Origin of the sequence: Kangiella sp. TOML190 (assembly GCF_023706045.1) — a bacterium.
Taxonomy (GTDB): Bacteria; Pseudomonadota; Gammaproteobacteria; order Enterobacterales; family Kangiellaceae; genus Kangiella.
The window spans coordinates 1,609,600-1,624,009 of record NZ_BQYL01000001.1 but is presented as its reverse complement, the minus strand read 5'-3'; the positions used below and the strand labels follow the sequence as shown (position 1 = coordinate 1,624,009).

At 44.1% G+C, this 14,410-nt stretch carries 11 protein-coding genes; 4 read left to right on the top strand and 7 right to left on the bottom strand.

Features of this window, described 5'->3' with window-relative positions:
* Positions 1-27: 27 nt before the first annotated feature.
* Both kdsA and NFS34_RS07790 read right to left on the bottom strand, forming a co-directional pair.
* Complete coding sequence (gene kdsA / locus NFS34_RS07795; RefSeq protein ID WP_251359372.1) at positions 28-888, bottom strand: 3-deoxy-8-phosphooctulonate synthase; 861 nt, start codon at positions 886-888, stop codon at positions 28-30.
* Positions 889-918: 30 nt separating this feature from the next.
* Positions 919-2,550, bottom strand: coding sequence for a CTP synthase (locus NFS34_RS07790; RefSeq protein WP_251359371.1), 1,632 nt, complete (start codon positions 2,548-2,550; stop codon positions 919-921).
* A gap of 381 nt (positions 2,551-2,931) precedes the next feature.
* Here NFS34_RS07790 and NFS34_RS07785 point away from each other — a divergent pair, with 381 nt between their 5' ends.
* A complete protein-coding gene (locus NFS34_RS07785; protein WP_251359370.1) occupies positions 2,932-3,741 on the top strand; it encodes a DUF2306 domain-containing protein in 810 nt (269 codons plus the stop codon).
* 6 nt (positions 3,742-3,747) lie between these two features.
* Here NFS34_RS07785 and msrA read toward each other — a convergent pair whose 3' ends face one another.
* On the bottom strand, positions 3,748-4,578 hold the full coding sequence (gene msrA, locus NFS34_RS07780) for a peptide-methionine (S)-S-oxide reductase MsrA (RefSeq protein WP_251359369.1): 831 nt from the start codon (positions 4,576-4,578) through the stop codon (positions 3,748-3,750).
* A 209-nt stretch (positions 4,579-4,787) separates the two neighbouring features.
* On the opposite strand from msrA, the gene NFS34_RS07775 reads away from it, so the two are divergent.
* The gene (locus tag NFS34_RS07775; RefSeq protein WP_251359368.1) at positions 4,788-5,177 is read left to right on the top strand and encodes a hypothetical protein; all 390 of its coding nucleotides are present in this window, start codon (positions 4,788-4,790) and stop codon (positions 5,175-5,177) included.
* Positions 5,178-5,186: 9 nt separating this feature from the next.
* Here NFS34_RS07775 and mazG read toward each other — a convergent pair whose 3' ends face one another.
* The gene (gene mazG, locus NFS34_RS07770) at positions 5,187-6,002 is read right to left on the bottom strand and encodes a nucleoside triphosphate pyrophosphohydrolase (protein WP_251359367.1); all 816 of its coding nucleotides are present in this window, start codon (positions 6,000-6,002) and stop codon (positions 5,187-5,189) included.
* A gap of 27 nt (positions 6,003-6,029) precedes the next feature.
* Positions 6,030-8,264: a GTP diphosphokinase gene (gene relA, locus NFS34_RS07765; RefSeq protein WP_251359366.1), complete on the bottom strand. Its 2,235-nt coding sequence runs from the start codon at positions 8,262-8,264 to the stop codon at positions 6,030-6,032.
* A gap of 188 nt (positions 8,265-8,452) precedes the next feature.
* Here relA and NFS34_RS07760 point away from each other — a divergent pair, with 188 nt between their 5' ends.
* Together NFS34_RS07760 and NFS34_RS07755 are read left to right on the top strand one after the other, a co-directional pair.
* Positions 8,453-11,194, top strand: coding sequence for a DNA methyltransferase (locus tag NFS34_RS07760; RefSeq protein ID WP_251359365.1), 2,742 nt, complete (start codon positions 8,453-8,455; stop codon positions 11,192-11,194).
* A 288-nt stretch (positions 11,195-11,482) separates the two neighbouring features.
* The gene (locus NFS34_RS07755) at positions 11,483-11,866 is read left to right on the top strand and encodes a hypothetical protein (protein WP_251359364.1); all 384 of its coding nucleotides are present in this window, start codon (positions 11,483-11,485) and stop codon (positions 11,864-11,866) included.
* 380 nt (positions 11,867-12,246) lie between these two features.
* Here NFS34_RS07755 and rlmD read toward each other — a convergent pair whose 3' ends face one another.
* Together rlmD and NFS34_RS07745 are read right to left on the bottom strand one after the other, a co-directional pair.
* Positions 12,247-13,590, bottom strand: a complete 1,344-nt coding sequence (gene rlmD, locus NFS34_RS07750) for a 23S rRNA (uracil(1939)-C(5))-methyltransferase RlmD (RefSeq protein ID WP_251359363.1) — start codon at positions 13,588-13,590, stop codon at positions 12,247-12,249.
* Between the two features lie 33 nt (positions 13,591-13,623).
* Positions 13,624-14,391, bottom strand: coding sequence for a 3'-5' exonuclease (locus NFS34_RS07745; protein ID WP_251359362.1), 768 nt, complete (start codon positions 14,389-14,391; stop codon positions 13,624-13,626).
* Positions 14,392-14,410: the final 19 nt, after the last annotated feature.

Below are 14,410 nucleotides of genomic sequence, written 5' to 3'. Positions count from 1 at the left end.
ATTTAAACCAAAAACTAAACTAATAACCTAGATCAAATCACCACTACCAAACTCGGTAATGGAGTCTTCAACAAAACCTGCTTTTTTTACCACTATATCCAATTCTTTCATGGTCGCTAACATTTCTTCGATACGATACATGGGGAAAGAATTTGGGCCATCACATTTGGCAATAGCCGGATCCGGATGCGACTCCATAAAAACGCCAGAAACCCCTGCAGCTATAGCCGCTCGGGTTAGCACCGGAATCACTTCACGCAAACCGCCCGAAGATGAACCTTGGCCACCTGGTAATTGCGCTGAATGGGTTGCATCATAAACAATCGGCACTCCCGACTCACGCATGATGGATAAAGAGCGCATATCTGAAACTAAGTTATTGTAGCCAAAAGAAACGCCACGCTCACAAATCATAACCTGTTCATTGCCAGTTTCTTTAGCTTTATCTATCACGTTTTTCATATCCCACGGCGATAAAAACTGTCCTTTTTTGATATTCACAGGGATCCCTGGCTCACAAACCCGACGAATAAAATTAGTTTGGCGGCATAAAAAGGCTGGTGTTTGCATCACATCCACAACATCGGCGACTTCTTGCATCGGCGTATCTTCATGCACATCGGTTAATACTGGCACGCCCACCTGCTCTTTAACCTTTTGCAAAATCTTTAGGCCATTTTCAAGACCTGGGCCACGGAAACTTTTGCTTGAAGAACGGTTAGCCTTATCGAAAGATGACTTGTAAATATAAGGAATTTCTAACTTGTCCGTAATTTCTTTCATGTAGCCAGCAGTATCGATCGCAAGTTGCTCGCTCTCGATGACACAAGGGCCGCAGATCAAGAAAAATGGTTGATCCAGTCCAACATTCCAATCCAATAACTTCATAAGCTAACCTAATAAATCTTTAAAAATTTTTTAACTATTGCGATCCCTTTGCACCATTGCCGCTTCCACAAAAGCTTTAAACAAAGGATGACCATCGCGCGGCGTCGAGGTGAATTCTGGGTGGAATTGACAAGCCACATACCAAGGGTGATCGGCAAGCTCAACCATTTCCACTAACTTCTTCTCGGTTGAAGTACATGATACCACAAGACCCGCAGCTTCTAGTTGCGGCAGTAAATAGTTATTCACTTCATAGCGATGGCGATGGCGTTCTTCAACCACATCGCTTTGATAGATGCTATGGGCTTTAGTTCCCGCTTTAATATCGGCAGGTTGCGCACCCAAGCGCATGGTACCGCCCAAATCCGACTCATCAGAGCGCTCCACTCGAGTCCCGTCGGCATCGACCCATTCCGTGATCAAACCCACCACCGGATTGGGGCTCTTGGCGTTAAATTCGGTACTGTTAGCATGCTCCATGCCAGCCATATGCCGTGCATATTCAATAACCGCCACTTGCATCCCTAAGCAGATCCCCAAATAGGGAATTTTATTTTCCCGCGCATATTTGGCAGTAAGGATCTTGCCTTCCACTCCACGCTCGCCAAAACCGCCAGGGATCAAGATGGCATCCATATCCCTTAACTTATCGGTGCCATTTTTTTCGATGTCCTGCGAATCGACATAATGAATACAAACTTTCTGGCGAGTATGTAAACCCGCATGTTTCAAGGCTTCGGTTAGCGACTTATAAGCTTCGGTCAGATCCATGTATTTGCCAACCATGGCAATATCCACGTTGCCTTTTGGGTTAGCTTCACGGTATAAAACTTCTTCCCATTCGGATAAATCAGCGGGTTTGGTATCCAGTTGGAAACGCTCACAAATAAGGCTATCGACCTTCTGGCTTAATAAAACTTGTGGGATCTGGTAAATACTGGGCACGTCTTCAATCGACACTACTGCTTGCTCTTTAACATTGGTAAATAAAGCGATTTTCGCTTTTTCACTCGGCGGTAAAGGTCTGTCGGAGCGACAAACCAACATATCGGGCTGAATACCAATGGAGCGCAATTCTTTAACTGAGTGCTGAGTGGGCTTTGTCTTGAGTTCACCCGCGGTAGCGATATAAGGCAGAAGCGTTAAATGCACAAACATGGCATTTTCTTTGCCGACTTCGAAGCGCAACTGACGAATGGCTTCCATAAAAGGTAATGACTCAATATCACCAACCGTACCGCCCACTTCTACCATCGCAATATCAGCACCTTTGGCGCCTTCGATAACCTTTTCTTTGATGTTATCGGTAATATGCGGAATAACTTGCACCGTACCACCAAGGTAATCGCCGCGACGCTCTTTACGTAAAACGTCAGAATAAACACGACCGGTAGTGAAATTATTGCTTTGTTTCATGCGAGTGCGCACAAAACGCTCGTAATGACCGAGATCGAGATCGGTTTCTGCGCCATCGTCAGTCACAAAAACCTCACCATGCTGGAATGGGCTCATGGTACCAGGATCCACATTGATATAAGGATCTAATTTCAATAAGGTCACTTTCAAGCCGCGCGACTCTAGCAAAGCTGCCATCGAAGCCGCCGCAATACCTTTACCTAATGAGGAAACCACCCCGCCTGTTACAAAAACATACTTGGTCATAAGTCTAATTCAACCGGTTCACGTTAAATGTATTAATACAATAAGAAAACCGCCAATTTAACCTATATGCCTCAAGGCCTTGTTATTAGCGGGCTTCACGAATTTTGTTATAGCAGTTTGGCTCAAATTCTAATCTAAGCATGAACCAAATGTCTTTGAGAAGAAAGGGCTCTCAGGACGGGAAAGCATTATAGCAAAAAGGCCTGATGATTGGCGAGGAGTTTTTGTGGAAGCTAGTTCAGCCTCGGTTCATTGTTATGACAAAGCGTTTCAAATGAAACTTAGCTTTACACAATTTGCCTACCGCTAACCTAACCGCTGTCCTATTATACTAAAGGGACAAATTTAAACATTCACCCATATCAGAGAAGGAGTATGGGCATGGAAAACTCAAAATCAAACTGGCTAAGCGCTGATAATTGTGTAAAAAGCTCGGTAATCTTTTGGTATATCATCGCCACTATTGGGCTTTGGTTATTCGTTGCTTATCTTGTGTTGGGCTATGGCGGATATGCTGTCAGTGGCGATTTGAAAGAATGGAATAATCTCTCCAATGGCGGCATTCTGGAAAATGATCTGATTGGCAATTTCTCTTTTGCAACTCATATCCTATTAGCCGTCATTATTATTGGCGGTGGCCCGCTGCAATTAATTCCAGCGCTAAGAAACCGCTATCCAAGCTTCCACCGCTGGTTAGGTCGAGCTTATTTGGTCAGCGCTTTTTTAACCACCCTAGCGGGGCTTTACCTTATCTGGTTACGCGAACAGCACTTACCCGTTATTTTACAATATGCTATCACCCTAGACGGTATCTTAATTTTTTGTTTCGGTCTTCTGGCTTGGAAATATGCATCAGCTAAAAAATTCGTTATACACCGACGTTGGGCACTAAGAACCTTTATGGTTGCCAGCGCTGTTTGGTTTTTTCGGGTCGGCTTTTTTGGCTGGCTAATGATTAATCAAGGCCCAGTAGGGTTTGATCCTGAAACTTTTTCTGGCCCCTTCGTAACCTTTATATCATTCGCCCAATATTTAATACCCTTAGCAATTTTAGAACTCTATTTCTATGCCAAAGATAAAGCAACAGCAGCAGTTAAAGTCATCACCGCAGTGACCATAGCCAGTTTCACCCTTATTATGGCTATCGGCATTTTCGCAGTATCGGTAATTAAATGGCTCCCGAGTATCTAGTGTTTGCTAAACTCGTAAATGCTGCCACTCTTGGTGGCGCTGCAAATAAATTTTAGTATAGCTGCAAATTGGCTCGACTTTAAAACCTAACTTTTCGATTTCCGTTAGCGTCATTTTCATTAAAACCGATCCGTAACCTTTTCCGCGCAGCTCCATAGGGACTTCCGTATAGTCCAAAGATAAGTAACCGCCATGATTAGTATAGCGCAGTAGTGCGAACTGATTAGGCTCTAACTCTACTAAAAATTGCTCTTTATCCGCTTGATGGATCACTTTGGGTAGCTCCGCTGCTTGATTTGGCATCAGTTTGTCCGCGTGTTTTTGTTTTAGTTTAGCCAATTTTGGCTCTATCACAATCGAGCAGTAGCGGTTTTCAGGATTTCGATTATAGTAATCTTGATGATAAGACTCTGCCGGATAGAAAATTTCCAATGGCACTAATTCGGTCACAATCGGTTGTTCAAATAAAGAAGCCATTTCTTCAAGAACTGTATTAGCAACTTGTTTTTGTTTGTCCGAATGGTAAAGAATGATTGAACGATACTGAGTGCCAATATCGGCCCCTTGACCATCTCTTTGGGTGGGGTTGTGGCTAGTCATAAACACTTCCAATAAGTCTTTGTAACTTATCACACTGGCATCAAAGCTCACCTGAATCACTTCAGCGTGCCCAGTTGAGCCGCTACAGACTGAAGTATAGTTTGGCTCTGGATCATGACCACCAGCATAGCCAGACACTACCTTTGCAACGCCATTAAGCTTTTGGATCACCGCTTCAACGCACCAAAAGCAGCCGCCACCAAAAGTTGCTAATTCAAATTCTTTATCAGTTGTCATACTTTGATTCCTAGCATTTTCATCCACACCGACAAGGCTCATATAGACTTGGCATGAACGACATTAAATACCTATTTAGGCTGTTTAGACGCAAGGATAAGCCAATCGTTACTTTTGCGCCCTTTTCTAGTTAATTTGCTCAATTATGGCATAAGTTATAGACTAGTGAAGGTGACCAGTTAAATCGTTAACGGAATAAGGTTTAGCTTATGAATCAAACAACTTCTACAGCTCTGATAACGCCTTTACGAAAATGCGCTTTTAGAGACGTTCTTTTTGTGCTGATACTTTTTGCAGTAGCGGCTTTGCTAACTCAGGCTAACGCAGAAGAAATTCAGCAAATTGGCACCTACAAAGTTGTGTTAAAAGGACAAAGTCAGCATTTAAATTGTCGCTCTGGCCCAGGAAAAAAATTCCCCATCACTCGAAAGTTAGATAACGGCACTGAAGTTATGGCGGTTAGAACTCTACCCCATGGCTCAACTTGGTTTTTAACCAATTTTGCCTGCTTTGTAAAAGCCGATTCTCAGTTTTTAGAAATCATCAATCTTGCGACCGAGGATGTTAGTGAAGTCAAAGATCCTAGAATCTTTCGCTAGTCAGCTTTTTTAGATTGATAGCGAACTTGTTATAGCTTTCGCTTGTTGCCAAGCTTGTTCTAATTGCTCTAAGTTAGCTGTATCTACGGATAGGCCTTGCGTCTGAATAATGGTTTCTAATTGTCGAAACCGTGTTTCAAATTTTCGATTAGCCTTGCGCAAAGCGGTTTCTGCATCAAAGTCTAAGTGACGAGATAAATTTACTACGGCAAAGAGCAGATCCCCAATCTCTTCTTCGATATTGACTTTATCTTGGTTAGCAACGGCTTGTTTTAGTTCGGCCATTTCTTCTTCAATTTTATTGATTACGCCATCAAGACTTGGCCAATCAAAACCATGCCGCCCTACTCGCTTTTGTATTTTTTGAGCAATGGAAAGCGACGGAAAGCCTTTCGGTAAATCATCCAATAAGCTTTGATTAGCGTTATTTTTACTTTGCCGCTCTTGCTGCTTTTGTTGTTCCCAATTGCGCTTTAATTCTGCGTCCGAAATGTATTGCTGATCGGCAAAGACGTGCGGGTGCCGCCTTTCCAGCTTATCAGCCATTGCTTTGGCGATAGACTCAAAATCAAAACGCCCTTCTTCTTGACCGATCTGAGCGTAAAAAATCACCTGAAACAATAAGTCACCCAATTCGCCATGCAATTCTTCAAAATCGCCCTGCTCAATAGCGTCCGCCACTTCATAAGCTTCCTCGAGGGTGTAGGGAGCTATGCTGGCGTAAGTTTGCTTTTTATCCCAAGGACAACCCGTTTCAGGATCACGCAAAGCACGCATAATGGCTAACAGCCGCGCGGTTTCTGGCAAGTTTTCATTCACAGCCATTAAAACAGCCTCACTCTTAAACTGCTATTAGCCACGTTTGCGAGCCACCTCAAAAATATTCGGCAGTTGTTTCAACAAACTTAGGATCCGCTGCAGATCTTTAGCCGCGGACAACTCCACTTCCAAATGAATCACAACTTGCTCCTTAATTTTACGGGTGGTCATATCGGTTATGGCCGCGTCCTCATTAGACAAAACCGTGGTAATGTCTTTTAGCAAACCGCGTCGATCAAAAGCATGAATAACCAAGTCCACCGAATAATGATTGCTCGAATCTGCCTGCCATTCTACGGGAATGACTCTTTCCGGCTTTTGCTCCAAAGCCTTCTTAGCATGAACGCAATGTTTGCTATGGATCACAATGCCGCGACCTTGAGTAATGTAGCCAATAATGCCCTCACCAGGCACTGGTTTACAGCACTTAGCGATATTAGTCAGCAAGTCGCCCACTCCCGACACTGAAATATCGCTCATGGAATTACGCTTGGACTTTTTGCGCAGGGTTGGCGTGATGTCTTGTATTTTTTCACTCGCCTGCTGAGTCGACTGGAACAACTCTTTAGCGCGGTTAATAACCTGATTAATTCCTAAGTCGCCAGTACCGATTTTAGCCAGCAACTCGATTTCACTGGCCAGATGCAACTTAGCCGCCAATTGCAGCAGATCAATATTTTTTAATTCAAGACGCGCTAGTTCCTTATCCAACAACAAACGTCCAGCATTAGCATTGTCTTCTTTATTGAGCTTATTAAACCACTGATTGATCTTGTGGCGAGTTCGCGGCGCAGCGATGTAACCATTATACGGCACTAGCCAATCACGACTTGGTGCTTCTTCTTTTTTGGTCATAATTTCAATCACATCGCCGCTTTGCACCTGATAAGTCAAAGGCACAATACGACCGCTAACTTTAGCGCCAATACAGCGATGCCCGACTGACGTATGTACTCGATAAGCAAAATCAATCGGTGTTGCCCCCAATGGTAAATCGATCACCTTACCCCCTGGAGTAAAACAAAAGACTCTATCTTCAGAGACCGAAGTTTGAAACTCCTCCATCAACTCATCAGGATTGGCATCGGCCAATTCCGACTGCCACTCTAACAGCTGACGCATCCAAGCGATTTTATCGTCCACGCCAGCCTTGGCGAGGTTCGCGCCTTCTTTATAAGCCCAGTGGGCAGCAATTCCTTTTTCCGCTTCTTCATGCATTTGGAAGGTTCGAATTTGCACTTCTAACACCTTGCCTTCTGGTCCCAGCACCGCGGTATGGATCGAGCTGTAGCCGTTTTCTTTGGGTGTCGCCACATAGTCATCAAACTCCTTTGGAATATGCTGCCACTCGCCATGCACAATGCCCAAAGCACCATAACAGTCCTGCACCTTTTCCACTAAAATCCGCACCGCACGAACGTCATAAATCTCCTCAAAGGGTAGATTTTTACGGGTCATCTTTTTCCAAATGCTGTAGATATGCTTTACTCGCCCCGAAACCTCGCCAGTGATTTGTTCCGCTTTAAGCTTATCGCTTAGTAAGCCGATCACTTCTTCAATATATTGTTCTCGTGCTACTCGCTTTTCTTTCAAGCTTTTGGCGATTTTTTTGTAGGTTTCAGGTTCTAAATAACGAAACGCAAAGTCTTCCAGTTCCCACTTTAATTGGCCAATCCCCAAACGATTGGCCAATGGCGCGAAAATATCGCGAGTTTCTTTTGCAAACGCAACCTGAAGTTCACGGCTTGAATGTTTGATATGGCGCAAAGAAATCACCCGATCCGCCAGCTTCAATAACACCACCCGCGCATCATCGACCATCGCCAACAGCATTTTACGCAAACTCTCCACTTGCTGATCGTCTTGCCCCGTTCCAGTTTGCTGCTGGGTTTCTTGCTGCAGCGCGCGAATAGCCTCCATCTGACCAGCACCCTGCACCAGATCCGCAATCGGCTTGCCGACTTTCTCCTTAATCGTCTCGACCTTGATCGCATCCGCAATCACCGCCGGCAACAAAATTGCCGCGGTTAAAGTATCCGAATCCGCATTAAAATGAGTCAATACCTCTGCCAGCTCCAAACCTGCCGCTAAGGTATTTAACTTCAAGGTCGGAGTCTGCGACACATTCTTCTGGGCAAGCTCAACCGCCAAAGCCATTTTCTTAATAGCCTTAGCCGGCAGTTGTAATTGATTTAAAGCAAGCCAAGCCTCGAACTCAAACTTGCCCTGCTCCACCAACTCAAAAATATCGTGATCTTTACGCTTCATCGCCTAAATGACTTAAATTTTAGAAATTATGACCAGAACAGATGTTTTAACAAAAAAATAGCAAGATTGATAATGAATTTCTGTATCAGCAACACAAAAATGATAATGCCTCTGACCATAGACTTTGATATATTAAATTCACAATTTAAGCAGGACGCGCCATTACCATCTAAAAACTAAAAATACTTATGAACTTATCCCAAACCGAAATTAAAAACCGCGCCCACCAATTCACTATCGATTTTGCCGATGCGGTAAAAGAAAATGCTGAATCGCAATTATTCCTTAATGCCTTTTTCAAAATTTTCGGGGTGGATTCTCGTCGCATAGGAAAATTTGAACGAGCCGTCAAAACCGACAACAGTCGTTCAACCAAGCGTATCGATCATCTATGGCCAGGAAAACTGCTGATTGAAATGAAGTCCACTGGACAAAATCTTGATAAAGCCTATCAACAAGGGTTTAACTACTTTAAAGGCTTAAAAGACGAGGATTTGCCACGCTTTGTTATGGTTTGCGATCTTAATGATTTCCGCCTCTATGATCTCAACAAGGATAAAGATTACCGCTTCACGCTCGACCAGCTGGTCGATAACCTGCATTTGTTCGACTTTATGCAGGATAAAGAGTTAATTGATGTTGAACAGTATGAGCTCAATGAAAAAGCTGCTTATTTATTAGGCAACTTGCATGATGCGCTTGAAGCCAGCGGCTACCAAGGGCATCAGTTACAGATTTTTATGGTGCGTATCCTCTTTATCTTATTTGCCGAGGATACAGGCGTTTTCAACCAAAACCAATTTACCCTCTATCTCAAGCGATTCACTGACGAATCTGGGCTTGATACGGATATGCACCTACACAAGCTATTTCAAATATTGGATAAGCCAGAATCAGAGCGCAACCTTAACCTAAGTGAAGAACTAAACGCCTTTCCTTACGTCAATGGTCATCTATTCGAGGAAAGGATCGATCTGCCGAGTTTTAACCAGTCCATGCGTGAGCAATTGATCGAATGTTGCCATTTCAACTGGAAAGACATCAGCCCCGCCATTTTCGGCAGTTTATTCCAATCGATTATGGATAAAACCCTCAGACGCAATCTCGGCGCCCACTACACCAGCGAAGCCAATATCCTTAAAGTGATTGAGCCTTTATTTTTAAACGACTTAAACGCCGAATTCGAGCGCATCAACAAACTCAAACAACTGAAAACCCGCGATCGCCAATTTATCGAACTGATGAACCAGATCCGCAGCCTAAAACTGCTCGATCCCGCCTGTGGCTGTGGCAACTTCCTGATCATCAGCTACCGCGAACTCAGACGCCTAGAGCTAAAAATCATGCAGGCACAACTGCAAAGCGACCAACAGGCGCATTTTGCCATTGATATTGAACCGCAAATTAGCCTGAACAATTTTTACGGCATCGAAATCGACGAATGGCCAGCGCGGATTGCCGAAGTCGCCATGTGGCTGACCCAACAGCAAATGAACCGCGAATTTGCCAAATCCTTTGGCCGCGAGCCGGATCTGTTGCCGCTAAAACAACACGCCAATATTCACCACGCCAATGCATTAACCCAAGATTGGGCTGAAATCATTGCCGCCCAACAATTGGATTATATTATTGGCAATCCGCCATTTGTCGGTAAGCAATATAGAACGCCAGAACAAGTCAAAAGCATGGAAATTGCTTTTGACTCAATAAAAAAGCATAAAAATCTCGACTTTGTAGCGGCTTGGTTTTATAAATCTGCTATTTTTGCTCGAAACACCAAAATAAAAATTGCCCTAGTTTCTACTAACTCTATAACTATGGGCGAACAAGTAGCCATTCTCTGGCAACCGATTTTAGACATGGGATATAAAATCAACTTTGCTCACCGCACCTTCCAATGGCATAACGATGCCAAAGGCAAAGCTGCCGTGCACTGCATTATTGTGGGGTTTGGCTTGCAAGACTCAGCCACTAAAACCATTTTTGATTACCCAGATGTTAGATCTGAAGCATTGCCAATTAAGGCTGAAGCAATCAATCCTTACTTAGTGGATGCAATAGATAAAATCATCGCAAACCGAGCAAAGCCCATTTGCTCTGTACCTGAAATGGTTTTTGGCAGCATGCCAAATGATGGTGGCTGTTTACTACTTAATGCCGAGGAAAAACAAGCCCTTATCAACTCAAATCCAGAACTAGAACACTGGATAAAACCAGCGCTCGGTGCTCGTGAATACATCAATTCTATTCAACGCTATTGTCTTTGGTTAGCGGATTCAAGTGCAAAACAACGACGTGACTTGATGCAAATTCCAGAAGTTAAGCGCCGTATTGAGGGCGTGTTTCAAATGCGTTCAACTAGTAACCGAGCCTCTACCAAAAAACTAGCAGAAGCACCTTGGCTTTTTGGTGAGATACGCCACCCAAAACAAGGAACTTATATTCTTGTCCCCCGCGTTTCTTCTGAAAGACGAGAATATGTTCCTATGGGCTTTTTCGATCAAAATACTGTTGTAACCGATGCAGCACTAATAATCCCCAATGCCAGCCTCTATGAATTTGGCGTTTTAACCAGCCAGATGCATATGGACTGGATGCGCACCGTGGCAGGTCGCCTAAAAAGTGATTATCGTTACTCTATTAAACTGGTGTATAACAATTTCCCTTGGCCGCAAGCCACAGATGCGCAAAAAGCCCAGATCGAACAATTGGCTCAAGCCATTTTAGACGCGAGGCAGCAGGAAGTGGACAAAGACGCCAGCACCAGTTTGGCTGATCTCTATGATCCCGACTTGATGCCGCCCGAATTGCGCAAGGCCCATAACGCCATGGACAAAGCCGTGGATAAACTCTACCGCGACAAACCTTTTAGTAGCCCGCTCGCCAGAGTCAAACACCTGTTTGAGCTATACAGCCAATTAACATCTTGATTCAAAGGTTCTGGTTGTTTAACACTGGATTCTGCGGTAAGCGACCGCCGGAAGTGCCCTTGGATACCGCAGAATGACGAGCTTTATTTTTACCCGTCATTATGAAAAGTGCTCAGTCAAGCTGGACATTGACTTTGCAACCAAGTAAGTCCGTAGCAAAACCAATGGGCTAAATGGACACCTTACAAACCCCAAGAAATTACCCTGCCTTGCTTACTTAGGATTGTTGCATAACCGTTAGCAACTATGGCAACCTAAAACCTTATCTACAAAATGAGGAAAGTCCATATGAAGCTAAAATCTCTAGCTAGAATGTTATTGTACTTCTCTTTTATCTTTAACCTTTTTGGGTTCGTGTCTTTCGCCTTTCCTGAAACTCTAGGAAAATCTGCTGGCTTACCAGTTCCGCCACAATTGATTTATTCAAGTTTTGTCGCTGGAACTATTCTTATATGGGCATTTGGCTACCTATATTTAGCGCGTCAAAAGGAGTTTAATCGACCATTGTTATGGATAGGCACCGTAGGAAAGTTTAACTTTTTTATTGCCCTGCTGATCAGTTGGTGTCATTCAGAAATTGCCTTACAAACTGTGATGATGGGATTGGTAGACTTATTTATGGGTATTGTGTGGCTGAGTTATTTATTAACCAGTAAACATGAATTGAAGTGAGTTTATATAGTCCGACAAAATAGCAGTGCCTTTTGTTAGGGTTCGCAAGCTCACCGCTAACCTACCAACGAAACTCCTGCGAACGACCGCCAAGGCAACCTTGTTTGGAGCAAGGCTATTGCATTCCCTACCTCCTGTAGGTCAGATGGCGGAAATTAGAATAATGCAGGCGCAATTATTGACAAGAGTCTATTCTGAGTTCTTGCGGTGTCGATCAAGTGGACCCTTGCCTGCACTGGGGTTTCAGAATGCAGCTCTAAGTTACTGATAAAAAAGAAATAAAATTGCTTTAGGCGCGGCAAAATCTAAAATTGATGCGGGAGTTTGCTAACTGCAAATGACCAATTCAATTTTAGATTTTAACAAAGCATAAAGTGATTTTAGACTTTTTTGCCCTTTTCAAACAAGGCGATGGATTCTGTGTGGGTTGTGCCTGGAAACATATCCATCACCCCCGCCTTAACCAGCTGATAACCTTTTTCTTTAAGCTCGCCAGCGTCACGCGCCAAGGTCGCTGGGTTGCACGATACATACACTATACGCTCTGGATTAAAGCGGGTGATGTTTTGCACTACGTCTAAGGCTCCGCTTCGTGGTGGGTCGATCAGCACCTTATTAAAGCCTTGTTGCGCCCAGTCTTCGGCAGTGAAGTCGTCTTGCAAATTAGTGGCGTAAAACTCTACATTGGCTAAGCCGTTATGCTTGGCGTTCATGGCGCCGCGCTCGACCATGGCATCTGAGCCTTCGACGCCGACCACATTTTTAGCAACGGTGGCTAGCGGAATGGTGAAATTCCCTAAGCCACAGAACAGATCCAAAATACGATCCTCATCTTTTGGTTCTAGCCAGTCGATGGCTTTTTTCACCATTTGCTGGTTAATGCTGGCGTTGACTTGAGTGAAATCCATCGGGTGGAACAATAATTCCACATCAAAAGCATCGATGCGATAAGACAGCCAATCACGCTTATCGGGACCATAAAGTAAATGTACCGTATCTGGGCCTTTGGGTTGTAAGTAAATATACAAACCGTGTTTTTGGCCAAAGTCGGTCCATAGGGTTTTATCTTTTTCCGTCAGCTCTACCAAATGACGCACCACTAGAGCTACCTGATCATCACCCATGGCGACCTCAAGCTGTGCGGTTTTATCATTAGTATCAAGCTCCGAAATCATATCGCGCAGCGGACGTATCAACTGCCCTACTCGCTGATCCAGAACAGCACAAGACTCAATTTGTGCTAGGAAATTACTTTTCTTTTCACGAAAACCTACTAAGGCGCCGCCTTTTTTCGGTACATATTTCACGCCCAAACGCGCTTTACGGCGATACCCCAACACATCGGCTTGCATCGGTTCAACTAATTCATAGTCTTCTGCCGCGCCAAAATGCTTGAGCTGCTCTACCAGTACCGACTGCTTATGGGCAATTTGCGCCGCATTAGCCATATGTTGCAAACTACAGCCGCCACAAATATCTGCATGAGCGCATGGTGGCGAAACCCTATCATTAGAAGCTTGGTGAATTTCAACCGCCAAGCCTTCGTCAAACTTGCCACGCTTTTCGGTATAGAGAAAATCCACCACTTCGCCCAAGAGCGCATTATCGACAAAGGTAGTTTTGCCCTCGATTGAACAAATACCTCGACCTTCATGAGAAAAGGCATGGATCGATGCGGTGACAGGATCTTTGGGTAATGGTTTTCTGCGGCGACGTCTTGCCATAATCAATCTCTATAATTATCTCTAATCAAGAAGCTATTTCCATGCCTCTAAAAACTCATCAAAATGGTCTTTATTCTCTTCGCGCAAATAAGCTTTAAGCTTTTGCGTCTCCAATTGATAGTCGTCCATGCTTAAATTGCCGCGCATTATCTCAAAACGCAGGTAAACAAGATAGGTATTTAAGACGTCAGTTTCACAATAATCGCGAATAGCTTTAAGGTTTCCTTGATTATAGGTTTCCCAGACTTTAGCACCGCTCATGCCCATCTTGCCTGGATAGCCAAGCATCGAAGCCAACTTATCTAACGGCGCATTGGCGCGACCATTGTACATAGCCAATAAATCCATCAAGTCGGTATGCCGCATCTGGTAACGATTGATGTAATTATTCCACTTAAACTGGCTGTCGATTTCGCCCATATCCCAATATTTTTGCGCCACCACATTATGTTTCATGGCGCGATAGTGCAGCACCGGTAGATCAAAGCCAGAGCCATTCCAGGAGACAAGAGTTGGGGTAAAGCGTTCAATACCATCGAAAAAGCGTTGGATAATTTCTTTTTCATCGGCATTTTCATCGCCTAACGACCAGACTTTGACCTTATCGCCGTAACGGAATACCGCAGAAATGGCTACCACCTTGTGCAAATAGAGTGGCTGGAAACTGGTGCCCGATTGCTGGTAACGCATATGCTCCATGGCCGAAACGACGTCTTCATCAGACAGCCCATCAAAATCGTTTAGCTCGCGACCAGCCTCGAAGTCAGGAATGGTTTCGATATCAAATACAAATAAGTTCATAGTGCTTAATCTTAAGGCT

Coding starts and splice junctions, on each gene's coding strand:
- NFS34_RS07790 (WP_251359371.1), bottom strand. CDS start 2,550: ATGACCAAGTATGTTTTTGTAACAGGCGGGGTGGTTTCCTCATTAGGT.
- kdsA (WP_251359372.1), bottom strand. CDS start 888: ATGAAGTTATTGGATTGGAATGTTGGACTGGATCAACCATTTTTCTTG.
- relA (WP_251359366.1), bottom strand. CDS start 8,264: ATGAAGCGTAAAGATCACGATATTTTTGAGTTGGTGGAGCAGGGCAAG.
- NFS34_RS07785 (WP_251359370.1), top strand. CDS start 2,932: ATGGAAAACTCAAAATCAAACTGGCTAAGCGCTGATAATTGTGTAAAA.
- rlmD (WP_251359363.1), bottom strand. CDS start 13,590: ATGGCAAGACGTCGCCGCAGAAAACCATTACCCAAAGATCCTGTCACC.
- NFS34_RS07755 (WP_251359364.1), top strand. CDS start 11,483: ATGAAGCTAAAATCTCTAGCTAGAATGTTATTGTACTTCTCTTTTATC.
- NFS34_RS07760 (WP_251359365.1), top strand. CDS start 8,453: ATGAACTTATCCCAAACCGAAATTAAAAACCGCGCCCACCAATTCACT.
- NFS34_RS07745 (WP_251359362.1), bottom strand. CDS start 14,391: ATGAACTTATTTGTATTTGATATCGAAACCATTCCTGACTTCGAGGCT.
- mazG (WP_251359367.1), bottom strand. CDS start 6,002: ATGGCTGTGAATGAAAACTTGCCAGAAACCGCGCGGCTGTTAGCCATT.
- NFS34_RS07775 (WP_251359368.1), top strand. CDS start 4,788: ATGAATCAAACAACTTCTACAGCTCTGATAACGCCTTTACGAAAATGC.
- msrA (WP_251359369.1), bottom strand. CDS start 4,578: ATGACAACTGATAAAGAATTTGAATTAGCAACTTTTGGTGGCGGCTGC.